The organism is Pandoraea fibrosis, assembly GCF_000807775.2.
GTDB classification, from domain to species: Bacteria; Pseudomonadota; Gammaproteobacteria; order Burkholderiales; family Burkholderiaceae; genus Pandoraea; species Pandoraea fibrosis.
In genome coordinates this window covers 5,441,756-5,463,948 of sequence record NZ_CP047385.1, presented here as the reverse complement: position 1 = coordinate 5,463,948, position 22,193 = coordinate 5,441,756, and the positions used below count along the sequence as shown (strand labels likewise).

At 64.0% G+C, this 22,193-nt stretch carries 22 protein-coding genes; 3 read left to right on the top strand and 19 right to left on the bottom strand.

The features are described 5' to 3' along the window. Positions 1–142 precede the first annotated feature (142 nt). Both flgK and flgL read left to right on the top strand, forming a co-directional pair. Positions 143–2,131, top strand: coding sequence for a flagellar hook-associated protein FlgK (gene flgK, locus PI93_RS24115; RefSeq protein WP_039366452.1), 1,989 nt, complete (start codon positions 143–145; stop codon positions 2,129–2,131). Positions 2,132–2,144: 13 nt separating this feature from the next. Further along, positions 2,145–3,383 carry a flagellar hook-associated protein FlgL gene (gene flgL / locus PI93_RS24110; protein ID WP_080759035.1) on the top strand — a complete coding sequence of 413 codons (1,239 nt, stop codon included), beginning with the start codon at positions 2,145–2,147 and terminating at the stop codon, positions 3,381–3,383. A 122-nt stretch (positions 3,384–3,505) separates the two neighbouring features. On the opposite strand, the gene fliR is transcribed toward flgL, so the two are convergent. From fliR to fliF, 13 genes are all read right to left on the bottom strand, one after another. Then, positions 3,506–4,297, bottom strand: a complete 792-nt coding sequence (gene fliR / locus PI93_RS24105) for a flagellar biosynthetic protein FliR (RefSeq protein WP_039366456.1) — start codon at positions 4,295–4,297, stop codon at positions 3,506–3,508. 12 nt (positions 4,298–4,309) lie between these two features. Then, positions 4,310–4,579 (bottom strand): flagellar biosynthesis protein FliQ, encoded by a 270-nt coding sequence (gene fliQ, locus PI93_RS24100; protein ID WP_010807718.1) that lies wholly within the window; start codon positions 4,577–4,579, stop codon positions 4,310–4,312. 16 nt (positions 4,580–4,595) lie between these two features. Next, a complete protein-coding gene (gene fliP / locus PI93_RS24095) occupies positions 4,596–5,396 on the bottom strand; it encodes a flagellar type III secretion system pore protein FliP (protein WP_039366462.1) in 801 nt (266 codons plus the stop codon). Continuing rightward, positions 5,396–5,992: a flagellar biosynthetic protein FliO gene (gene fliO, locus PI93_RS24090; RefSeq protein WP_144400380.1), complete on the bottom strand. Its 597-nt coding sequence runs from the start codon at positions 5,990–5,992 to the stop codon at positions 5,396–5,398. Before fliO ends, fliP begins: the two co-directional genes overlap by 1 nt. Next, positions 5,989–6,429: a flagellar motor switch protein FliN gene (gene fliN / locus PI93_RS24085; RefSeq protein WP_039366465.1), complete on the bottom strand. Its 441-nt coding sequence runs from the start codon at positions 6,427–6,429 to the stop codon at positions 5,989–5,991. The genes fliO and fliN overlap by 4 nt, the downstream gene beginning before the upstream one ends. Further along, positions 6,429–7,427 carry a flagellar motor switch protein FliM gene (fliM, locus tag PI93_RS24080; protein ID WP_039366468.1) on the bottom strand — a complete coding sequence of 333 codons (999 nt, stop codon included), beginning with the start codon at positions 7,425–7,427 and terminating at the stop codon, positions 6,429–6,431. The genes fliN and fliM overlap by 1 nt, the downstream gene beginning before the upstream one ends. Positions 7,428–7,434: 7 nt before the next feature. After that, positions 7,435–7,917 (bottom strand): flagellar basal body-associated protein FliL, encoded by a 483-nt coding sequence (gene fliL / locus PI93_RS24075; protein ID WP_039366471.1) that lies wholly within the window; start codon positions 7,915–7,917, stop codon positions 7,435–7,437. A 201-nt stretch (positions 7,918–8,118) separates the two neighbouring features. Beyond that, on the bottom strand, positions 8,119–9,561 hold the full coding sequence (locus tag PI93_RS24070; RefSeq protein ID WP_052240421.1) for a flagellar hook-length control protein FliK: 1,443 nt from the start codon (positions 9,559–9,561) through the stop codon (positions 8,119–8,121). Positions 9,562–9,578: 17 nt separating this feature from the next. Next, positions 9,579–10,031, bottom strand: coding sequence for a flagellar export protein FliJ (gene fliJ, locus PI93_RS24065; protein WP_039366474.1), 453 nt, complete (start codon positions 10,029–10,031; stop codon positions 9,579–9,581). Positions 10,032–10,043: 12 nt separating this feature from the next. Beyond that, the gene (gene fliI, locus PI93_RS24060; protein ID WP_236105675.1) at positions 10,044–11,783 is read right to left on the bottom strand and encodes a flagellar protein export ATPase FliI; all 1,740 of its coding nucleotides are present in this window, start codon (positions 11,781–11,783) and stop codon (positions 10,044–10,046) included. Next, a complete protein-coding gene (gene fliH / locus PI93_RS24055; RefSeq protein ID WP_039366477.1) occupies positions 11,777–12,436 on the bottom strand; it encodes a flagellar assembly protein FliH in 660 nt (219 codons plus the stop codon). Before fliH ends, fliI begins: the two co-directional genes overlap by 7 nt. Before the next feature lie 19 nt (positions 12,437–12,455). Further along, on the bottom strand, positions 12,456–13,454 hold the full coding sequence (gene fliG, locus PI93_RS24050) for a flagellar motor switch protein FliG (protein WP_039366481.1): 999 nt from the start codon (positions 13,452–13,454) through the stop codon (positions 12,456–12,458). After that, a complete protein-coding gene (gene fliF, locus PI93_RS24045; RefSeq protein ID WP_039366484.1) occupies positions 13,441–15,129 on the bottom strand; it encodes a flagellar basal-body MS-ring/collar protein FliF in 1,689 nt (562 codons plus the stop codon). Before fliF ends, fliG begins: the two co-directional genes overlap by 14 nt. A gap of 337 nt (positions 15,130–15,466) precedes the next feature. On the opposite strand from fliF, the gene fliE reads away from it, so the two are divergent. Beyond that, positions 15,467–15,802 (top strand): flagellar hook-basal body complex protein FliE, encoded by a 336-nt coding sequence (gene fliE, locus PI93_RS24040; protein ID WP_039366487.1) that lies wholly within the window; start codon positions 15,467–15,469, stop codon positions 15,800–15,802. Positions 15,803–15,949: 147 nt separating this feature from the next. Here fliE and PI93_RS24035 read toward each other — a convergent pair whose 3' ends face one another. From PI93_RS24035 to fliD, 6 genes are all read right to left on the bottom strand, one after another. Continuing rightward, entirely contained in the window at positions 15,950–17,146 is a 1,197-nt protein-coding gene (locus tag PI93_RS24035; RefSeq protein ID WP_039366490.1) for an ATP-binding protein, read from the bottom strand. A gap of 254 nt (positions 17,147–17,400) precedes the next feature. Further along, positions 17,401–17,766 (bottom strand): EscU/YscU/HrcU family type III secretion system export apparatus switch protein, encoded by a 366-nt coding sequence (locus tag PI93_RS24030; protein WP_080759036.1) that lies wholly within the window; start codon positions 17,764–17,766, stop codon positions 17,401–17,403. Beyond that, positions 17,763–19,175 carry a flagellar hook-length control protein FliK gene (gene fliK / locus PI93_RS24025; protein ID WP_039366493.1) on the bottom strand — a complete coding sequence of 471 codons (1,413 nt, stop codon included), beginning with the start codon at positions 19,173–19,175 and terminating at the stop codon, positions 17,763–17,765. Before fliK ends, PI93_RS24030 begins: the two co-directional genes overlap by 4 nt. A 24-nt stretch (positions 19,176–19,199) precedes the next feature. Continuing rightward, positions 19,200–19,538 (bottom strand): flagellar protein FliT, encoded by a 339-nt coding sequence (locus tag PI93_RS24020; protein ID WP_039366495.1) that lies wholly within the window; start codon positions 19,536–19,538, stop codon positions 19,200–19,202. After that, positions 19,531–19,965 carry a flagellar export chaperone FliS gene (gene fliS, locus PI93_RS24015; protein ID WP_039366498.1) on the bottom strand — a complete coding sequence of 145 codons (435 nt, stop codon included), beginning with the start codon at positions 19,963–19,965 and terminating at the stop codon, positions 19,531–19,533. The genes PI93_RS24020 and fliS overlap by 8 nt, the downstream gene beginning before the upstream one ends. 39 nt (positions 19,966–20,004) lie before the next feature. Then, positions 20,005–22,050 carry a flagellar filament capping protein FliD gene (fliD, locus tag PI93_RS24010; protein WP_080759037.1) on the bottom strand — a complete coding sequence of 682 codons (2,046 nt, stop codon included), beginning with the start codon at positions 22,048–22,050 and terminating at the stop codon, positions 20,005–20,007. Positions 22,051–22,193: the final 143 nt, after the last annotated feature.

Genomic DNA, 22,193 nt, shown 5'->3' with positions numbered 1-22,193 from the left:
CGGCAGGCAGTACGGAAAACGGGACGACATCATCTGGCGCGGTGGCCTCAATATTGCCGCCGGGCTGCCGTAAACACATCGGTAACGGTGCGCGAGCGGGCCTTTGGCCGCGGGGCGTGCCTCCAAATCAAGCCGCGAGATCATGAGCCTAATCAATATTGGCATGAGCGGGCTGAACGCTTCCCAGTTCGCCCTGAATACCACCGGCAACAACATCTCCAATTCGGGGACGGCCGGTTATAACCGCCAGATCGTCAACTACGCGCAGCAGAACAGCCAGTTCACGGGCATGGGCTACCTCGGTCAGGGCGTGCTCGTGACCGACGTGTCGCGCGTGTACGACCAGTTCCTGGCGAATCAGGTCAATCAGGCGCAGACCCAGTACAGCCAGCTCAACACCTATTACCAGCAGATCTCGCAGATCAACAACGCGCTGGGTAGCTCCACGACCGGCTTGTCGGCCTCGATGTCCACGTTCTTTACGAACCTGCAAACGATCGTGACCGCGCCGAACAATTCGGCCACGCGTGCGACGGTGATTTCGTCGGCGCAAACGCTCACGAGCATGTTCCAGTCGCTCTCGGGCACGTTGTCGTCGTTGCGCACCGCCGTGAACGGCAATATTACGCAGTCGACCGACCAGATCAACACCTACGCCAAGCAGATCGCTACCCTCAACGATGCGATCGTACAGGCGCAGGCCAATGGCAGTGGCGCTACGCCGAACGACCTGCTCGATCAGCGCGACCAGGCCATCGCCAACCTGAATGCCATCGTCCAGACGAACGTCGTCAAGGACAGCAGCGGTTCATACAACGTGTTCATCGGTAACGGTCAGACGCTGGTATCGGGCAACTCGGCGTATCAGCTCACGACGATCCCGTCGACGAGCGACCCGTCGCAACTGACCGTCGCTTATGTGATGGGCAACGGCACGAAGGTCGCGATTCCGGAGTCGTCGATCACTGGCGGCTCGCTGGCGGGGCTGTTGTCGTTCCGCAGCGGCGCGCTCACGCAAGCGCAGAACTCCCTCGGTCAGATCGCCCTGTCGCTGGCGGGCACCTTTAACGCGCAGAACCAATTGGGTCTGGATCTGTACGGCCAACTCGGTGGCAACTTCTTCTCCGTACCGAACCCGACGATCATCGCGAACACGAGCAACTCCAACGCAGCCACGCTCAACGCCTCGATCACCGATGCCTCGAAGGTGACCGCTAGCGACTACACCGTGAGTTACGACGGCACCAACTACACGCTCACGCGACTGACAGACGGCGCAAAGTGGACTGCCGGTGCACCGGCCACGCCGGGCGCCGCTCTGGCCTTCCAGGACAGCAGTGGTGCCGCGTTTGCCGATGGCTTCTCGGTGACGACAGGCGGCATGGTCGCGGGCGACAGCTTCACGATTCAGCCCACGCGCAATGCCGCCCAGAACATCGGAGTGGCCATCACCGATCCGGGCAAGATCGCACTTGCCGCGCCGATCATCGCCTCGACGGGCACCGGCAACGGTGGCTCGCTCAAGGTCGATCAGGGCAGCGTGGACGCGTCCTACCTGTCGAACGTGCTGACCTCGCCGGTCAACTTCACCTTCAGCAAGGACGCCACGACCGGCGCGCTCACGCTGGTCGCACCGTCGCCGATGACCGTGACGGTCAACGGCGTGACGACCTCCTATGCCGCCGGCGACACCGTGCCGTATGACGCCGCCAACGGCGCGAAGATCACCATGAACGGCATGACGGTCAACCTGACCGGTACGCCGAACAACGGCGACACGTTCACGATCGCGCCGAACACCTCGGGCGCGGTGACCGACAACCGCAACGGACTGGCCCTGTCGGCATTGCAGAACGACAAGTCCAAGGTGGGGGGCTCGCAGAGCTACGCGTCGGCCTATGCGAACCTCGTCTCGTATGTCGGTTCGACCACGAACACCTACAAGTCGACCAGCGCCGCGCAGCAAACGCTGTTGCAGCAGACGCAGGAAGCTCAGTCATCCAATTCCGGCGTGAACCTCGACGAAGAAGCGGCCAACCTGATCAAGTATCAGCAGCTCTATCAGGCCAACTCGAAGGTGATTCAGACCGCGTCGACGCTGTTCGACACCATCCTCCAGATGGTCAACTAAGCGCAGGGGCAAGATGATGCGTATCAGCACCAACATGATTTTCGATCAGGGAATGCGCTCGATGAGCCAGAACACCTCTGATCTGCTTAACACCCAGGCGCAGCTCTCGTCGGGCAAACGGGTGACCACGCCGAGCGACGACCCGATTGCGTCGGCGCAAGCGGTGGCGGTATCGCAGGACAACGACATGAACACGCAGTACGCGTCGAATCGCGCGTCGGCGAACACGCAGTTGCAGCTTGAGGATTCGACCTTCGGCAGCATCGTCAACACGTTGCAACATGTCATGTCACAGGTCGTCGCAGCGGGCAACGCCACGCTCAACGACAATGATCGCGCCACGATCGCCACCGACCTGCAATCGAGCTTTCAGCAGTTGCTTTCGCTCGCCAATACGACCGATGCCAACGGTCAGTATCTGTTCTCGGGCTATATGGGCAACTCGGCGGCGTATGTGGCGTCGGCGACGGGCGCGTCTTATGCGGGCGACACGGGCGTGCGTTACGTTCAGGTGAGCCCGAACCGCCAGATCGCGACCAACGATATCGGATCGAGCATTTTCGAAGGCATTCAGGCGGGCACCGCCGGTACGCTGATCAGCGGCAGCACCGCCAATCAGGGCACTGCCGTCTATTCAACGGTGTCGACGACCGATGTGACCAATGCGGGTGCGAACCACCAGTATCAGATCAGTTTTGCGATCGACAGCACGACCACGCCGCCCACAACCAACTACACGGTCAAGGACATGACGGACACCACGGTGGCCGACGTGACCGGCGCGTACACGGCTGGCCAGCCGATCAGCTTCGGCGGCAAGACGGTCACCTTTACCGGCACCCCGGCCAACGGCGACAACTACACCGTGCAGCCGGCGGGCAAGGGCAACACGAACGTATTCGACAACCTCCAGGCGTTGATCAACACGCTCAAGACACCGATCAACAGCACGAACGGCACGGGTCAGGCGAACCTGAACAACGCGTTGACGACGTTCAGTCAGATGTTCGGCAATTCATACGACAACATCACGACGATTCGCACCACCACGGGCTCGCGGATGAACGAGTTGAGCACGCTCAACAACATTGGCGACACCAACTCGCTGAACTACCAGTCGCAGTTGTCCGACCTGCTGGATGTCGACTGGAACTCGTCGGTAACGAAGTTCGCACAGTTGCAGGCTGCGTTGCAGGCTTCGCAGCAGAGCTTCCTCCAGACGCAGAAACTCTCGCTGTTCAGTCTGCTCTGATTCCAGGGCGGCGCGCAGCGGCGGCGCTGCACGTATCGAATCGAGCGAAAGCGGGCCACGCGGCATTGCCGGGTGGCCCGTTGTCATTCAGGAGTCAGAACGTGCCGGCGCGTGTTGCGTGCTCAGGCTTTCGGCACGAAGGCGGCCGTGGTGCGCATCATCATGTCGATGCCGATGGAGATGAAGTGATCCATGACGGGCGCGATGCGCGGCATCATCAGTTCGAGTACCACGAGGCCGACGGCCAGTGTCAGCGGAAAGCCCACGGCGAAGATATTGAGCTGCGGCGCGGCGCGATTCAGAATGCCCAGCGCCAGATTACAGATCAGCAGCGCAGCCACGAGCGGCAGCGACAGCATGAGCGCGAGCGTAAAGAGCTGACCGCCGAGCATGGCGAGGTAATGCCAGCCGGCCACCGAGATCGGCGTGCCGGATATCGGCAACACCGTGAAACTCTGCACGAGCGTGGCGAACATCACCAGATGGCCGTTAGTGGCGAGGAAAATCAGCATGGCCACGACATTGAGCAGCATGCCCAGCACGGCGGTGCTGCCGTCGCTATTCGGGGTGAGCAGGGTGGCGAACGACAAGCCCATCTGTAACCCGACAAAGTCACCTGCCATGCTGATGGCGGAGAACACGATCTGCATGCACCAGCCGAGCGCCGCGCCGATCATGATCTGCTGGACGAGAATCCAGAGCCCTTCCCACGAGAATGGCGAGACGGCGGGCATCGGCCCGAGGACCGGCGCGAGCGCCAGCGCGACAATCGCGGCAAGGCCAATCTTGACCGTGCCGGGCACGGACGCGTCGCCGAACAGGGGCGCACTCATGGACAACGCCAGCAGGCGCACGAACGGAAACAGGAACGTCGCGATGACGCCCGAGAGTTGTTCGTAAGTGAAGCTGATCAAAGCCGGCGCGGCTTACCCGACGAGGCCGGGAATGCCGGTGAGCAACTGACGCATGTAGTCGACCATCAGGTTGAGCATCCACGGGCCCGCGATGACCAGCGTGACGAACACCGCGAGCAGCTTGGGAATGAACGACAGCGTCATTTCGTTGATCTGCGTGGCGGCCTGAAACAAGCTCACGAGCAGACCGGAGACGAGCGCGACGAGCAGCAGCGGCGCGGCCAGCAGCAGCGTGACCTGCATTGCCTGATGGGCCAGCGCCATGACGGTTTCCGGAGTCATTTCGCGTTCCTCGTCGCTACATCGTGAAGCTCTGGGCGAGCGAGCCCAGAAGCAGTTGCCAGCCGTCGACCACCACGAACAGCATCAGCTTGAACGGCAGCGACACCGTGGAAGGCGAGACCATCATCATCCCCATCGACATCAGCACGCTCGCGACCACCAGATCGATGATCAGGAACGGGATGAAGATCGTAAAGCCGATCTGGAATGCCGTCTTCAGTTCGCTCGTCGCAAAGGCGGGCACGAGAATGCGCATCGGCACATCCTCGGGGCCGTTCATCGGCGGGGTCTTGGCGAGTTTGGCGAAGAGGGCCAGATCGGCTTCACGCGTTTGCTTGAGCATGAATGCGTGAAAGGGTTTAGCCCCGGTGTCGATCGCCTGCTCGAAGCTGATCTTGTTCGCGGCGAACGGCTGATAGGCGTTGGTGTAGGCCTGATCGAAGACCGGCGACATGACGAAGAACGTCAGGAACAGGGCCAGCCCGATCAGGATTTGATTCGGCGGCGAGGTCTGCACGCCAATGGCATGGCGCAGCAGCGAGAGCACAATGATGATGCGCGTGAACGCGGTCATCATCAGCAGCATCGCGGGCAGGAAGCCCAGCGATGTGAGCAGCAGCATCGTCTGCACGGACAGCGAATACGTCTGTCCGCCACCGGGGGCCGGTGTCGTGGTCAGCGCGGGCAGTGTGGCCTGTGCGAGTGCGGTGCCTGGCAAAGCGAGGCAGGTCAGTCCCAGCCCGAGTCCCAAAGCCAGCGCAAGCGTCGGACCCACCGGACCCCGAGGCTTTCCGGCGCACAGCAAGCCACACGACATCAGGAATCCTTTTTCATCGATTCGCGCAGTTTTTGCGCAAAGGCCTGCGCGGCGCGGTTGGCTTGCGCGCCCGGGTGGGCGACGCTGGGCGCGGCAGGCATATCGGCGACGCGATCCGCGTCGATCACGTGCAGGCTGCGAACCTGACCGGGCGCCACTCCCAGCACGATCCAGTCGCCTGCGACTTCCACGACCACCACGCGCTCGCGCTGACCGACAGCAGCGCTGCCGACGATACGAACATTGCCACCGCCCATTGGGCGTTGCAGCCCGAAACGTTTGGCGAGCCACGCGAGGCCGAACAGCAGGGCCAGCACGAGCACGAGGCCGAGCCCCGTCTGCACGATGCCTGCGCCGCCAAGACTCGGCACGGCCGCCGCCTGCGAGGCAGTGCCTTGCGCGTGGGCGCCGGAGATCGTCAGGAAGGCGAGGCCCAGGAGGCCGGAGATGCCGCGCAGGCGAGTCAGACCCGTCCTGGCCCGTATGGTGGGCGTGGTGCGCGGGACGCCCGGGGCGATACGGGGATCGGTGCGGGAGGTCGTGGCGCTTGCCACGGCATGCCGCACGGGCTTGCCGTGGACTTTTGTTGCCATCATCGGTTGAGCTTACGGATGCGTTCGGATGGCGTGATGATATCAGTCAGGCGGATGCCGAACTTGTCGTTCACGACCACCACTTCGCCCTGAGCGATGAGGCAGCCATTGACCAGCACGTCCATCGGTTCGCCGGCCATGCCGTCGAGTTCCACGACAGAGCCTTGCGCCAGTTGCAGCAGGTTCTTGATGGCGATCTTCGTGCGGCCCAGCTCCACGGTCATCTGCACCGGGATGTCGAGAATCAGATCGATGTCGTTGTGCGTCGTCGTGGCGGGATTGCCCGCGGTGGCGGCCAGCGGCTGGAACACAGGGGCGGCGGCCGGTTGTGGTGCGGCAGCGGGCGCCGGCTCGGCAGCCGTCTGCTCCGCCATGGCACTGGCCCACTCGTCCGCCATGGCCTGGGCGTCTTCACCGGGCGTTTGAGGGGTATCGCTCATCACTCGTTGTCCTTCGTGTAATCGCTGTGCGAATGGTTGATCATCTGGTTCACGCGCAGCGCGTATTGACCATTGAAGACGCCGTAATTGCATTCCATCACGGGCACGCCGTCGACCTTGGCTTCCAGTACCTCGGGCACGTCGAGCGGAATCACGTCGCCCACGCGCATGTTGAGCAACTGCGAGAGCGTCATGTCGATCTGGGCGAGGTTGGTCACGATTTCGACATCGGCGGCCTGCACCTGCTGCGAGAGCAGACGCACCCAGCGCTTGTCGACTTCGAGCGTTTCGCCCTGCAACGGACTCGAGAGCTGATCGCGCATCGGCTCGATCATCGAGTACGGCATGCAGATGTGGAATTCGCCGCCGACCGAACCGAACTCGATATCGAACGTGGTGGTGACCACGACCTCGTTGGGCGTGGCGACGTTGGCGAACTGCGTATGCATTTCGGCGCGCACGTATTCGAATTCGACCGGATAGACCGGCTTCCACGACGCGCCATAGTTCTCGAACACCAGATCGAGCAGACGCCCGATGATGCGTTGCTCGGTCTGCGTGAAATCGCGCCCTTCGACACGGGTGTGGAACCGGCCGTCGCCACCGAACAGGTTGTCCACCACCAGGAACACGAGGTTCGGGTCGAACACGAACAACGCCGTGCCGCGCAGCGGCTTGATGTGGACCAGATTCAGATTGGTCGGGACGGGCAGGTTGCGAATGAATTCGCTGTACTTCTGCACACGCACCGGACTGACCGAAATCTCGGCGCTGCGGCGCATGAAGTTGAACAGCGCGATGCGGAACAGTCGCGAGAAGCGGTCGTTGATGATCTCGAGCGTGGGCATGCGCCCGCGCACGATACGCTCTTGCGTCGCGATGTTGTATGGCCTGATGCCGGAATGATCTTCCGACTCGGACCGGTCATCCTGTTCGCCGGTGACACCCTTCAGAAGGGCATCGACCTCTTCCTGCGACAGGAACTCCTCATGCGCCATGAATCACTCACTGAATTACAAACGCGGTGAACAGCACTTCGCCCACGGCCTGCTGCGGCATGTTGGCCGCGAACGGTTGCGCGACCAGGGTGCGAATCTCGCTCGCCAGACGGCGCTTGCCGTCGATCGTGGCCAGATCCTGCGGCTGCTTGGACGACAGCAGCAGCAACACACGGCTGCGCACTTCCGGCATGTGCTGCGTGATGCGGGCTTGCGTCTCGGCGTCCGCCACCTTGAGCGAGAGGCCGATATGCAGGTATCGCTCGCCGTCTTCGCCCGACAGGTTCACCGTGAACGGGTCCATGCCGACGAATACGGGCGGCGGCGGGGGCGGCGGTGCTTTTGCCGCTTCGCTACGTCCGGTCAGCAAATACACGGCCGTTGCCGCACCCGCGGCGGCCATGAGCGCAACCGCAACGATCAACAGAATCCATTTGCGCATGCCCCCTCCGGAGGGAGCCGCGGCTTGCGTCGGTGCGGGATTTGCCATGTATTCGCCTGCTATTGGGTAATGATTGTCGGCTAACCCGCCAAGGGGTGATCGGCCGAAAAGAAGGGACAATCGCGTCTAACTCGCGTCTTTGTCTTAACGGCAGAAAAACCCGCTTGCTTTAGGGCAGTGCGACGTCCGGTCGCGCTGGTTTGCGCCGCGCTTCACTGCCCTCCATGCGTGGCTGTCGGGGCCGGGAGATCAGGCAAACGTGTCGACGAGACCGTTGCTCACGCGTACCGGAACGCTTACCGTCGTGGCAATCGCGGCGTCGTCGGCCTGACCGAAGCCTGGTGTGCCGCGTCCGTTGCCCTGACCGCTACCGTTCCCAGTCCCGCCGCCATTCCCGTTCGCACCTTGCTGTGCGAAGGCTTGCTGCTGGGCGTTGTCGCTGCTCACGGTCGTGTTGCCCAGCGCGATGCCGTTGTTGGCCAGGCTTTCGCGCAGTTGCGGCAACGCGGCCTGTACGGCGTCGCGTACCGCTGCGTGTTGCGAAACGAACATGGCTTGCGCGGAGTCGTTCGCCACATTCAATACCACGTGCAGCGGGCCGAGGTCGGGCGGATTCAGGCTCAGTTGTGCCGTCTGCGCATGCGCGGACGAGAGCCATACCACTTGCTGCGAAAGCTGATTGTTCCAGTCTTGCGTGCCGACGCGGGCATTCAGTGCAAGGGCGGCCGGCAGATTGGCCTGCGCTGGCAATGGCGGCTGGGCGTCGACGGCAGGCGTGGCGGCTTGCGCGGCTTGAGCCGCCGCCTGTGTGGCGGCGGTGGTGGCTTGTGCGGCGGCGTCGCGATTGCCCTGGGCCTGCGCCATCGCGTCGGCCATGCGTTGCGCGGCCTGTGCATCGGTGCCCACCGGCGGCGTTGCCGCCTTGGCGTCCGTGGCGGCCGGTTGCGCAGTCGGCGTCGCCGACGCTGTCGTGGCGTTCTTGGCCAATGTGTCGAGCGAGATACCCCCGGTCTTGCTGGCGTTCGAGGCGGCCGCCGTGCCCGTGCCGTTGACCGGTGCACCGGCGTTGGCGGTCGTGGGCGCGGTTTTTGCGTCGGCCGTTGCACCGGCCGGTGGCTGGCCGGTCAGTTGGGCGGCGCCGCTCGCTTGCAGTGCGCCGTTGACGGCAGCGGCGATGGCCGCACCGGTGGCAGGCTTGCCGTTCGTCGCGCTGGCGTCCGTGGTGGTCGGCGGCACGGGTGTCTGCGGTTGCAGCGGCGCATTGTTCATGGCGGCGAGCGCTACGGCGAGGGCGGCAGCCGGATCGCCGGGCACCGCAGTGGCTTGCGCTTCGTCGTCGGCGTTCTCGTCCTTGTCGCTGTCGGCGGTCGTCGTTTTCGAAGGCGTCTTCGAAGCGTTCGTTTGCCCGGTTTGCCCAGTCTGTCCCGTCTGTCCGGTTTGAGCGGCCGATGCGCTGTTGTCGGTGGACTTCGTGCCGCTGTTGCCCGACGTCGACGGATTGCTCTGGCTCGCTTGCGGCGGGGTATTGTTCACGCTGCTGGCGGGTTGCACGGTCTGGCGCGTCTGCTGCGAGAGCACGGCGGAGAACGGCAATACGCCGCTGTCGTCGGTATTCGACGCGCCAGCGCGGTTGGCCTTCAGCGCCTGCTGGGCCGCCGCGGCGGAATCGGTGAGGAAGCTCAGAATCGACATGTCGGTTTCCTTTTCCTTCAAATCTGGGATTCGGCACGGCGGCGCAGACTGCGCGCGGCGTACTCGTCGTTTTCCTTCTGCTCGCGACGCGCGACCCGCACGGCAGTGCGGGCGGCTTCGCGCGAGGCGAGCGTGCCGAAGGAGTTCAGGCGGCGCTGCTGCGCCTGCCATTCGCGGCGTGCGGCCGCGAGACGCTCGTCAGCCTGTTCGAGCAGCATGGTTTGCTGTCCGATCGCCGTGTCGAGCGTGTCGATGAATTGCTGGAAATTGCGCCAGTCGCAGCCGGCCATGCCCTGAAGGGTCGCCGTCTGCATCCGCGTGCGGTACTCGTGACGGTACTCGCGCAGCGATTCGAGCTGACGCTCGACTTCGGCGCGTTGCTTCTGACGTTCGCCGAGCAGCCGGGCGGCTTCGTCCACGTCTTTCTGGGCGAGTTCGATGAGCAACTTGAGGGGCAGGGTGGAGTTCATGGCCGCCTCCGCTTAGTGGAACAGACCATGCAACTGGTGCACGGCGTCCGGATAACTGGCCCGCTCGCGCATTCCCTGTTGCAGGAAGCTTTCGAGACGGGGATACAGCTCGATCGCCTGATCGAGCATCGGATCGCTGCCCGGCGCGTAGGCGCCCACGTTGATGAGGTCGCGATTGCGCTGATAGCGCGAGAGCATCTGTTTGAAGCGTCGAACCTTGTCGAACTGACCGTCGTCGATGAGGGCCGCCATGGCACGGCTGATCGATTGTTCGATGTCGATGGCCGGGTAGTGCCCCGATTCCGCCAACTGACGCGACAGCACGATGTGGCCGTCGAGAATGGCGCGGGCCGAGTCGGCAATCGGGTCCTGCTGATCGTCGCCTTCCGTGAGCACGGTGTAGAACGCCGTGATCGAGCCGCCGCCGTCGGGACCGTTACCGGCGCGCTCGACCAGGGCCGGCAGCTTCGCAAACACGGAGGGCGGATACCCTTTCGTGGCCGGGGGCTCGCCGATGGCCAGTGCAATCTCGCGTTGCGCCATGGCGTAGCGCGTGAGCGAATCCATGATCAGCAGCACGTCTTTGCCCTGATCGCGGAAGTACTCGGCCAGTGTCGTGGCGTATGCCGCGCCTTGCAGGCGCAGCAACGGCGAGACGTCGGCCGGTGCCGCCACGACGACGGAGCGCGCCAGGCCGTCCGGCCCGAGAATGTTCTCAATGAAGTCCTTCACTTCTCGACCGCGCTCGCCGATCAGGCCGACGACGATGACTTCGGCTTGCGTGAAGCGGGCCATCATGCCGAGCAGCACGCTCTTGCCGACGCCCGAGCCTGCGAAGAGGCCCATGCGCTGGCCACGCCCGACGGTGAGCAGCGAGTTGATGGCACGCACGCCGACGTCGAGCACCGACTCGATGGGCGCGCGGCCCAGCGGATTGATCGGCGCCGACGCGAGCGAGGCGCTGTCGGTCAGACCGAGCGGGCCGAAGTCGTCGAGCGGGCGGCCAGCGGCGTCGACCACACGGCCGAGCAGCGCTTCGCCCACGGGCAGCCGTTTGCCGTTGTGACGCTGGCTCGGCAGCGGGCCATCGGCCGCCGGTTCCATCGGGAACACACGGGCGCCCGGCAGCAAGCCGGCGACTTCCGTTTGCGGCATGAGAAACAGGCGATCGCCGCCGAAGCCGACGACTTCCGCTTCTGCCGTGGCCGGTTCGCGCGAGGGATCGTGGACCGGCAGTTCGATCAGGCAACCCGCGCCGACCGGCAGACGCAGGCCGACGGCTTCGAGCACGAGGCCGGCCGCGCGTGTGAGACGGCCGCAACGGCGGGTCGGCTCGACCGCGTGGACATGCGCGATGCGCTCGCGCAGCGTGTTCTGCCAGCGACGCAGATGCGCATCGCGTGCGATTTCGCGAGCGCCCAGGGCGTGCGTAGCGGTTTTCGGTGCGGTGGACTGCGCGACGGATGCCGGATCGGCGGCGTTGGTCGAGTCGGCCGCATCGGCCGCATCGGCGGCCTCGGCGGCTTCAGACGGCACCGGGGCCTCGTCGTGATCGTCGGGTTGCAGGGCGCCGGCCTGCACGGTGTGTTGGGTGGTGTCGATCTCGTCCCACAGGCGCACGGAAGGCGTCGTGCCGTCGTTCGCCGGCGAGGGCGTGGACGAGGCGTTCGGCGTCGCTTCGTCATGCGTGTTCTCGGTGCTGGGGAGCACCGGCGCATGTGCGGCGAGCGGGGTGAGTTCGGCGTTCACCATGGCAGATCCTTGCCCAGCGCGGCCATCACGCGTTGCCAGCGAGTTGCGACGGTGGCGTCGACCTCGCCGCTGGCGGCTTCGGCCTTGCAGCCGCCGCGTTCGATGGCGGGGTCGGCCCGCACGCTCCAGCCGGCGGCGCGCAGTTCTGCACCGACATGCGCTTCGACCAGCGCCACGTCTTCCGGATTGAGGAGCAGACGCGGCGAGCCGGTCAGCGGATCGTTGGAAAGCAGATCGCGCACGATCGGCAGCAACGTTTCCGGATGAATGGTGAGTGTCTGACGCAGGGCCTGACGCGCAATGTCGAGCGCCAGACCGAGCAGCGGTTCGGAGACTTCGCGATCGATGGCGTTCACGGCGGTGCCGAAACCATGCGCGATGTCGGCGAGTTGCGCGGCACGCGCTTCGACTTCCTGCTGACCGGCCGCCTGGCCCGCCGCGTAGCCCTCGGCCTGACCTGCGGCGTAACCCTGAGCATGGCCTTCGGCACGCGCCGCTTCGCGCCAGGCGGCGATCTGTTCGACGAGCGCGGGATCCTCTAGCGGGCTGGGCGGCTTGGGTTGCGGCGGTGGCGGGGGCGGCGGCGGGTCGAACGACGCCATCTCCCAGCGTTGCCAGGCGGAGAGGCGTTCTTTCGGGATGATGGTCGACATACGCGCGGGCCCCGTCCGGTTACACGTAAGCGTCGTCGCCGCGGCCGCCGATCATGATGGCGCCCTGATCGGCCAGGCGCCGCACGACTTGCAGCACCTTCTTCTGTTCGGCTTCGACTTCCGAGACACGCACCGGACCGCGCGATTCGAGGTCTTCGCGCAGCAGTTCGGCGGCACGCGCCGACATGTTCTTGAAGAACTTCTCGCGCAATTCGACCGGCGCGCCCTTGAGCGCGATGATGAGCGACTCGGACTCGATTTCCTTGAGCAGCACCTGAATGCTGCGGTCTTCCACGTCGAGCAGGTTCTCGAACACGAACATCTCTTCGACGATCTTCGCCGCGAGGTCCGAGTCGTAGTTGCGCACGGCTTCGATGACCGACTCTTCGTGCACACCGCCCAGATAGTTGAGGATTTCCGCCGCCGTGCGCACACCGCCCATCGGGCTGCGCTTGATGTTCTCGCTGCCCGAGAGCAGTTTGGTGAGCACGTCGTTGAGTTCGCGCAACGCGGCCGGCTGAATGCCGTCGAGCGTAGCGATACGCAGCACGACGTCATTACGCAGACGTTCGGTGAAGAGCGCCAGCACTTCCGACGCCTGATCGCGGTCGAGGTGCACCAGGATCGTGGCGATGATCTGCGGATGTTCGTGACGGATCAGTTCGGCCACGGCCGTGGAATCCATCCACTTCAGGCCTTCGATGCCGCTGGTGTCGCCACCTTGCAGAATGCGCTCGATCAGGCCGGCGGCCTTGTCGTTACCCAGTGCCTTGTTGAGCACCGAACGGATGTATTCGGACGAGTCGAGCGAAAGCGCGGAATGCTGTTCGGCTTCGAGCACGAAGTCCTGCAACACGTCGGCGATCTGGTCGCGCGTGACCTGGCGCAGCGAGGCCATGGCCGCGCCGAGCTTCTGCACCTCACGTGGCGCGAGGTACTTGAAGACCTCCGCCGCTTCGTCTTCACCCAGCGACATCAGGAGGATGGCGCTGCGTTGGAGTCCCTCAGCCGCGCTCATCGCCACCACCTACCCATGATTTGACTACGGTTGCCACGATCTTCGGATCCTGTCGCGCGACTTGGCGCGCGTACTGCAAGTTGCGCTCGTAAGCGCTGAGTTCACCGCTCTTGCCCGATTCGCCGTCGGCACCCGCGCCGTCGGCCCCTTCGGCCCCCGCGGCACCGCCTGCCGCACTGGCGAGCGACGGCTCGGCCGGTGGCGGCGGGGTGAGGTGCTTGCGGATGGCCGGACGTATGACGCCGAACCAGAGATAAATGCCGATCAGCCCGATCAACGCCCACTTGCCGACTTGCTTGGCCAGTTCGATGTTCTGACGCTGACGCCACCACGGCAGGTTGGCTTCCGGATCGGCTTCGACCGTGAACGGGCTGTTGACGATGTTGAGCGTGTCGCCGCGCTGGCCCGAGAAGCCGATGGCCTCCTTCGCCAGATTCTGAATCTGGTCGAGTTGTGCCTGGGTGAGCGCCACCATCGCGGCCTTGCCCTTCGCGTCGGTGCCCGGACGATAGTTCACGACGATGGCCGCCGACAGGCGCTTGAGCCCGCCGGTGGCCTGCTGTACGTGACGAATCGTGCGGTCGATCTCGTAGTTGACCGTGGCGTCCTTGCGGTCGCTGCGCGGGCCCTGCGGGGCGCTGGCGGCGCTCGCCGGATTGGCGGCGTTCTGTTGCGCAAACTGTTGTTGCGGCTGCGTGACCGGCGCGGTGGCCTGACCCGGCGGCTGGTTCGACAGGGCACCCGGCACACCGCCCGGCGGCGTAATGCCGATCTGGGTGGCTTCGCTGCTCTGCTGGCTGCGTACCGCCTGCTCGCCCGAATTCGGCTTGTAGTTCTCGGAGGTTTGTTCGACCTGATTGAAGTCGACATCCGCCGTCACCTGCGCGTGCACATTGCCCGGCCCGACGATCGGGTTCAGGATCGCTTCGACGCGACGCGCATACGACTGTTCGAGTTCGCGGACGTACTTGAGCTGGCTGGCGTCCAGACCGAGCGCGTTGCCGTTCTGGGCGGAGAGCAGATTGCCGTTCTGGTCGAGCACCGTGACGTTCTTGACCGGCAGTTCCGGCACGCTCGAGGCGACCATGTGAACGATGGCGCTGACTTGCGCGTCGTCCAGTACGCGGCCCGGGTATAACGTGACCAATACCGAGGCGCTCGGCTTTTGTTGCTCGCGCACGAAGACCGACGGCTTGGGAATCGCCAGATGCACGCGGGCGGCCTGCACGGCCGACAGCGATTCGACCGAGCGGGCGAGTTCGCCTTCGAGCGCGCGCTGGTAATTGACCTGTTCGGCGAACTGGCTGATGCCGAACTTCTGGTTGTCCATCAGTTCGAAGCCGACCAGACCGCCCTTGGGCAAGCCTTGCGAGGCCAGACGCAGCCGCACGTCATGCACTTGTTCGGACGGCACCAGAATGGCACCGCCGCCCTCGGCGAACTTGTACGGCACGTTCATCTGTTGCAGCGACGTGATGATGGCGCCGCCATCGCGATCGCTCAGGTTGCTGTACAGCACCTTGTAGTCCGGGGCACGGCTCCACAGGAAAACCGCAATCAGCAGGGCGACAAGGGCCGCGCCGCCAATGAGCAACGGCAGGCGCTCGCGCGAGCGCAACTGCGTCAGCAGGGGCGGCTTGGCGGCAACGTCCGCCGTCTGGGTGGCGGCGTTCATGCGCGGCTCCACGCCAGGGGCGTTGATATGACGTTCATCGCGGTGGAAGTGCTCACTAACATGCGACAGAATTCTCCGGGTACGCGTGGCGTCGCACTCACGTTCCAGGGAGGCTAAGGATTGGAAAGAATCCGGTCCCGGTGCGCACGATGCCGATGGTCCTGATTATTCGTTGGCGAATATGGAATCGTTCTGTGGATTAGGCGGGTGTTTTGCCGCTAATTAGGGTATTGGGGGCTTGCCATAGGGTGGTAATCTCCGACGTGACTGATAAAAGGCAAACCGGTCGAAGCGGCGCGATCTCGCGCGCAGCCGGTGCTCATTGAGGACAAGCAACATGGCCATTCCGGGGATCGAATCGGTATTGCAGAAGCTGGGCGGCGTTGCGTCGCAGGCGGCGGGCTCGATCATGGGCACGTCCAACGCTGGCGCGGGGGCTGCGTCGGCCACGGGCGGATTCGCGTCTGAACTGGAGGCATCGCTCAAGCGTGTGTCGTCGGCGCAGAACGGTGCCGAATCGCAGGCGCGTGCCTTCGAAATGGGCGAGCCGGGCGTAGCGCTCAACGACGTCATGGTCGACCTGCAGAAAGCCAACATCGGCTTTCAAATGAGCCTGCAAGTTCGCAACAAACTCGTTTCGGCCTACACAACCGTGATGAATATGCAGGTCTGAGTTTGTTCAACCGGCTGCCGCTTCACGGCGATAGCGGGTTGGGCGGTTTCTCCGGCAGCAGAAGAAGCCCCGTCGAATGACGGGGTTTTTTGTTGGGGCGCGGTGAGAAAGACGGGGCGTCGAGCGTTGAATGTGCCGGTGTCTCCGTCACACCGTGGCGTGCGCCGGCGTCTCTGGCATAAAACGTTTCAGAAACTCATGAAAGCGCGGAACGGTGAAGGCGGCTTCATCCAGCAGAGCACTGTAAAGCATGCCTTTGCTAATGAGTTCGAGTCGAATTGGCTCGAGTGCAGAAGCTGGCCGACCGAACTCGGCGGCGACATCGCTTAGGTCGTGCGGACCTTCGCCCAATTCAGCCATCGCACGCAGGTAACGTTTTTCATCCGGGGTGAGGCGTTCGAAGCGAAGACGATAGAAGTTGTTGTCGAGTGCGTTGATGGCCGCGCTGGACGCGACTCGAACGTGATCCGACGTGATCGGACTCTGGTCTGCCACCGTCCAGGTGAGCATCCCCCATTGCTGAAGGAAATATGGGTAAGCACCGGTTCGCTCCACGATTTCGTCTAGCGCCTCGGCGGTGATGTCGACGCCGGCCTGCGTCGCCGGCGTCATGATGGCGGCGCGTGCGTCGGCCGCTGAAAGCGGTCCGATATCGGAGATTTCGAACATGCGTTCGGCGTAAGACTTCGCATCCCCGATATGCCGGATCAACGGCGGTAGGCCGGCGCCGATCAGAATTACCGGCAACTGGAGTTGCGCGCATCGATGGAGTGAGTAAAGCAATGCTGCCAATTCCCGTTTCGGCATTCCCTGCAATTCGTCAATGAAGATGGCGAGCACCGTTTGCGCAGATCGGGCCGCTCGCCCGACCTCCACGAGCAACGCACACAGATCCAGTTCAAGAATGCCGCAATCTGCCAGACCGGGTTCGGGTGCGTAGTCCAAACCGACTTCGATACCGGCATACGTCACTTTCAACCCGGTGACGAAACCTGCGAGCGCTTGCAGTCCCCGGGCGACGGTGTGCCTGGCCGATTGTGTCTGATTCATGCGCAATAGCGCGACGCGCAACGCCGGTGCGAGGGAGGCAGGAAGTGATTTCACCTCCGGCGCTTCGAGCTGCACAGTAATCGCGCCTTGTTGCTCGGTGTCGTACAAGAGGCGTTCGAGAAGCACTGTCTTGCCGACACCGCGGAGACCAACTAGAAGTTGCCCGTTCGAATGCCGACCGATGCGAAGACGCTCGATACATATGCGCACGGTTTCGCGAATGTCGTCGCGTCCGCTAAGCGATGGCGGCGGTGTGCCGGCGCCGGGATTAAAGGGGTTCAGGATGCCGTCCATGAGGGAGCCTCGACTAGTGAAATGACCAAAGATTGGTGCTTGGCAAGACGTGCCGAAACACTCGAAGGACATGCTAGTGAGATGGTGTGCACTGCGGGGAAACTACCCCGTTGGTATGGCACGACGATATCGCGCTCAGCCTTATGCACGGGCGCTCGACGGAAGTACGACACCTGGTAGCTCTGACGGGAATTCGGAAACGTCTCGCGCTAACGTGAATGAATCAATCGCAGCACGGCTTAGCGCCTGCGTAGTCAGGCGGACGGTTCCGAAGATGAGGGCGGCATGGCGGCCGAAGGGCTCGCCGGAACGTCGGGGGGAAGGATGCCCGGCGGCAGCGGCGGCGGCTTGCCGCCCCGGCCCGCTTCGAGCTTGTAGAGCCATGCGAGCAATTCCGCCACCGCTTGATAAAGCTGAGCGGGAATTCGCTGATCGAGATCGACCTGTGTGAGCAGGCTCACGAGTTCTGGCGACTCGTGGACGTACAGCCCGTGCTCGCGCGCCGTGCGCACGATGGTCTCGGCGAGCAGGCCGTAGCCTTTCGCCACCACGCGTGGTGCCGTGTCTTTCGCGCCATAAGCGAGCGCAACCGCTGCCCGGCGTTCCGGTGGCAATGTCATGCGTCACCTCCGGAAGACGGTGGGGGCGGGGCGGTCCTTTCGACAGTTTCGGCCGCGCCTTCTGCCGCGGCTGCCGCAATGTCCACCGGCTGCGCCGCCACATCCGCAGAACCGGCATCGGATTCGTCGCGCATTGCACCGAACGACAACTGGCTTGCGATGAGACCGACCGCTGCCAATCGTTGACGCAATTCCTCACCTTCGTGGGAGAGCAGATCCGCCGACGCCATCGAGTCAGTCAGCAAACGCGCCTGCAATTGCTGTCCAGACAAGCCCAGATTGACGTCGACCGTGCCCAGCGAGGGCAGTGTCAAGCGCAGATGCGTGTGCCATGTCGACGCCGCAGCAGCCTCGCCCGGCGCCGGTTGTCCGGCGCGCTCTTCGACTTGCCATTCCATCGATGCGCCCGGCCATGCCGCGCCATTCCACTGAAACTGCGGATTGACCAGCATGTCGAGTTGTTGACGCACCAGCGTCACGCTTTCGGCGGGGGTATTCGCGACGGCGGCGATGGCGCCGGCCGGACCGTGCTGCGCGGCATTGGCCGTATTGCCGTCGCCAGTCGCGGCGAGCAATGCATCGCCCTCGCGGCCGCTGGGCAGCACGCTGCTTGTCGCATGTGCCACGCTGGCGGCGTGCGCCAACGCGTTCGCAGTGTTGGGCAAGTTGGCGGTGGCATGCAGACCGCCATCGGTAGCGTCGCCTGCGGCGGGCGGGACCGGAAGTCCCGGTTGCCCCGATGGTGTGGGCGCCCCCGTGGTCGTCGACCCTGACGCACCCGGCAGCGGCCAGGCGGCGGCGAGCGACGCCTCCGCCGCTGCGGGACCCAGCAAGCGGGTCAGCGGGCCGGGACCGGGCAGCGTGGCGTCGGCACCCGCGGCGCGCAACTGCGCCGCAAGATTCGCCGACGCCGGCCAGCGCAATTGCGGCTCGGCCTGCAATTGCTCGAACGAGCGGCTGCCTGACGCCCATTGCGCCAGATGCGATTCATAGAAAAGGCCGCTCGTCGACAAGGCTTCCTTCAGTGCAGCGGCCAGTAGCGGGGCGAGCGCCGGTGCGCCGGTGCCGGGTGCCGCGGGCCACACGGGTGTGCTCGCTTGCACGGGGCCGGGCGAATCGGGCGCGAGGCGCAGGATCGTATCGATGGTCCGCGCCGCGGCGGAAAGTGTTGCCTGCTGAACGGGAGTGGGCAGCCGCGCCGCGGTTTGCGTCGGCGCGTTGCCGAGACCGACAGCGGCGGGAGAGGTACGAGTGGCGAGGTCGCCGAGGGCGGAGGTGGCGTCACCCGTGGGCTGTGTGCCGGCAACGGCGCTCGGCGCGTTCGTCGACGACGCGCCCTGTCCGAGACCGAGCAATGAGTCGAGTCGCCGTGCGAGCGTTGTGGCCAGCACCGAGTCCAGACCGGCCATGCCTTACTCCGAAATGCGGGCGCTTCAGGTGCCCAGGTTCAGGCCATAGACCTCGTGCAATGCACGTTGACGGCGCGTGTTGTTGATCATCGCATCGAGGTGTGCCAGATGCGGCACTGCGAGGTCACGAATCGCCGCGTCGTCGGCCAGAATGCGACGGATGATCGCGTGCTTGCGCGAGCGCTCATCGTCGGTGAGCGGCAGGGCTGCGTCAAGCTGCTTGATCGAGTCGACCTGCGCACGATACTGCGTCTCGAGGTCGATGAGGGCATCCCAGTCGCCGTCACGTGCCACGCCGAGCATGCGCTCCGTGAGACCGGCAATACTTTCGTAGCAGTTCAACAAGGTCGTGGCTTCATTCATAACGCACTCCGGTGCCCGCCTGTACGGCGGGGGCACCCGTGCCGGCAGCCGGAGCGATCTCTCGCCAGGCCGATGCAATCGTGTCGAGCAGGGTGTCGACTTCTCTCACTTTGGCGACATCGTTTTCGAGGTTGGCCTCGAGCAGACGCCGCCCCATGTAGTCGTACAGATCGCGCAGATTGCGCGACAGTTCCCCGCCGACTTCCATGTTCAACCCGTCGCGCAGGCCGCCAATGATGCCGATGGCTTTCGTGATGGCTTGGCCGCGATCTGCAATGCGGCCGTCCTCGAAGTGAACGCGCGCTTTGGTAAGCGCGGCTTTGGCCCCGTCAAACAACATCATGATGAGCTGGTGCGGACTCGCTGCGATCACGCCTGTTTCGAGCCCGACCTTGCGATATGCGTTGGCGGCGTTTTGACCGTACATGTCTTTCTCCGGAGCGCGCGGCGATGGAGCGCGACGCGCTTACTTCGAGGATGACGACGAGGACGACGAACCGCCAAGCACTTGCTTGAGGTAGTCGCTCGTGTTCTGCAATTTTGCCATCGTCGCATCCAGCGCCGTGAACTGCGCCAGATAGCGATTCTGCATCTGCGTCATCTGGTCCTGCCAGTCCGATTCCTGTTGCTGGATCTGCTTGATCGTGGTGTTCAGGCTGCTTGTGGCCGACGAGATCGCGCCCGACGTGCTCAGGAAGTCCGACACCTGGTTGTTCAGCAACGAGGCATAGCCTTGCGAGAATGCCACCGTGCCGCGGCTGCCCGTATTCGTGCCGCCAATGGTCAGCTTCAGGCCGTCGACGGCTGTGCCGGCGCCGCCCGTGAGCGTCTGACCGCTGCCCACTGCGGACAGGCCGCCGATGGTCCCTTGCACGTCTACGCCCGTCTTGAGCGTGTTGGCGCCGAACACGGCGTCGAAAGCCGAGCCGCCCGTGACCTGTACGCGCGAGGCCGAACCGTAGCGATTCGACGTGATGGTCAGAAGGCCATTTTTCTGCGTGACGCTCACCCCCGAGCTGGCAGTGGAGAACACGCTGTTGCCGTTGATCGCCGACTGGATGGCCGTGGCGAGTTGGTCCGGCGTATAGGTGCCGGCCGGGATGACCACGCTCGCGTTGTTGCCGTCGAGCATGATGTTTAACTGGTTGTTCGATGCCGTGATCGTGGTGCTCGCGGGCAGCGACACCGAGCTGGTCGCCGTGCCTTGCGTGGCGATCTGCGTGATGTTCACGGCGTAGTTGCCCGGCTGCGTCTTGCTCGACGAGCTGTTGTACGTCACCAGACTGTCCGTGCTGATGCCGTTGGTGGCGAGCAGCGAGGCAAGTTGCTGGAAGCCGTTGCCGCTCGACATGGCTTTGCTCAGGGCGGAGGTGTCGACCGTGAGCGTGCCGTCCGTCTGGAAGTTCACCCCGATCTGCGCGAGCGAGGTCAGCCCGTTACCCTGCACGCCAGGCAGGCGGCCGTTCAGGATCTGTTGCAACTGGCTCTGAACGAGATTTACCGTCGAGTCGCCAATCAGCGCGCCGGTGGCCTGCCCCGTCGGGTCGTACTTGGTGAGGGTGGTCATCGTGCTTTGCAGCGTGTTGTACGCCGTGGCAAAGCTCTGCACGGCCTGCGTGACCGCGCTCGAATTGTTGGTCATCGTGACCGTCGTGGTGCCCGTCTTGATGAGCGACAGCGACAGGCCCTGCACGGAATTCTGCACGCTGTTCGTGGCGCTGGTGATGGCCAGACCGTTGACAGTGAGCTTCGCGTTCTGGGCAGCGGCGGTTTGCGTGAGGTTTTGCGCACCCGTCGCGTCGTAGGTGAGCATGTTCGTAATCGTCGCGTCGCCCCCGGCGGCCGCGGTGATATTCATGCTCATGTTCTCGCCCGTTGTCTTCGACGTCAGCACAAGGCGATACGGGGTGCCACTGCCGTCGTTGACGATCGTTGCATTGACCGGCGCGCCGGACGCGTTGATCGCATCGCGAATGCCTTGCAGCGAATTGTTGCTGCTGTCGATGGTGATCGTCACCGGCTGTTGCGAGGCGTTGGCAGCGAAGCTTGCGCCCGAGTACGTGCCGTCGGTGAGCGTGCCGCCCGAGATCGTGCCGAACGAGAAGGTCAGCTTGGTGGCCGTGCCGGAACCGATGGCGCTCGTCTGGTTGGCCACGCCGCTCGTTGTCAGGCTTTGCGCCTGCGCCAGTTGCGAGACGTTGACGGTATAAGCGCCGGCCGCAGCACCCGTGGTACTCGATGCGGTGAGAATCGTGTTGTCGGCAACATTTGCCGACATCTGCAAATACTGCGAAGCGCTCGACAGGGTCAGGAGCGACGCCTGGAACGCAGACAGCGAGGACTGCAACTGACCGAGTGCAGAGAGCTTGGTCTGGTAACTGGATTCCTGGTTCTTCAGGAGCGTGAGCTTGTTGTTGGCAGGCTGCATCAGGCTCGTAACAAGGGCGTTGACATCCAGACCCGAGCCGATGCCGGGGGAGGAAATGCTGCCTGCTGAACTCGAAGTTGCCATTTTTTGCTCTCGCTTCGTTGAACTGGTTTTTACTGCCAGACCGTCGTGTATATCTGTCGGTCTGTAAAGCGTGCGGCGGCGGCACCGCTATGCAGTGACGCCGCCGGCTTGCCGGTGCACATGCGCGCACCGGCCATGCTATG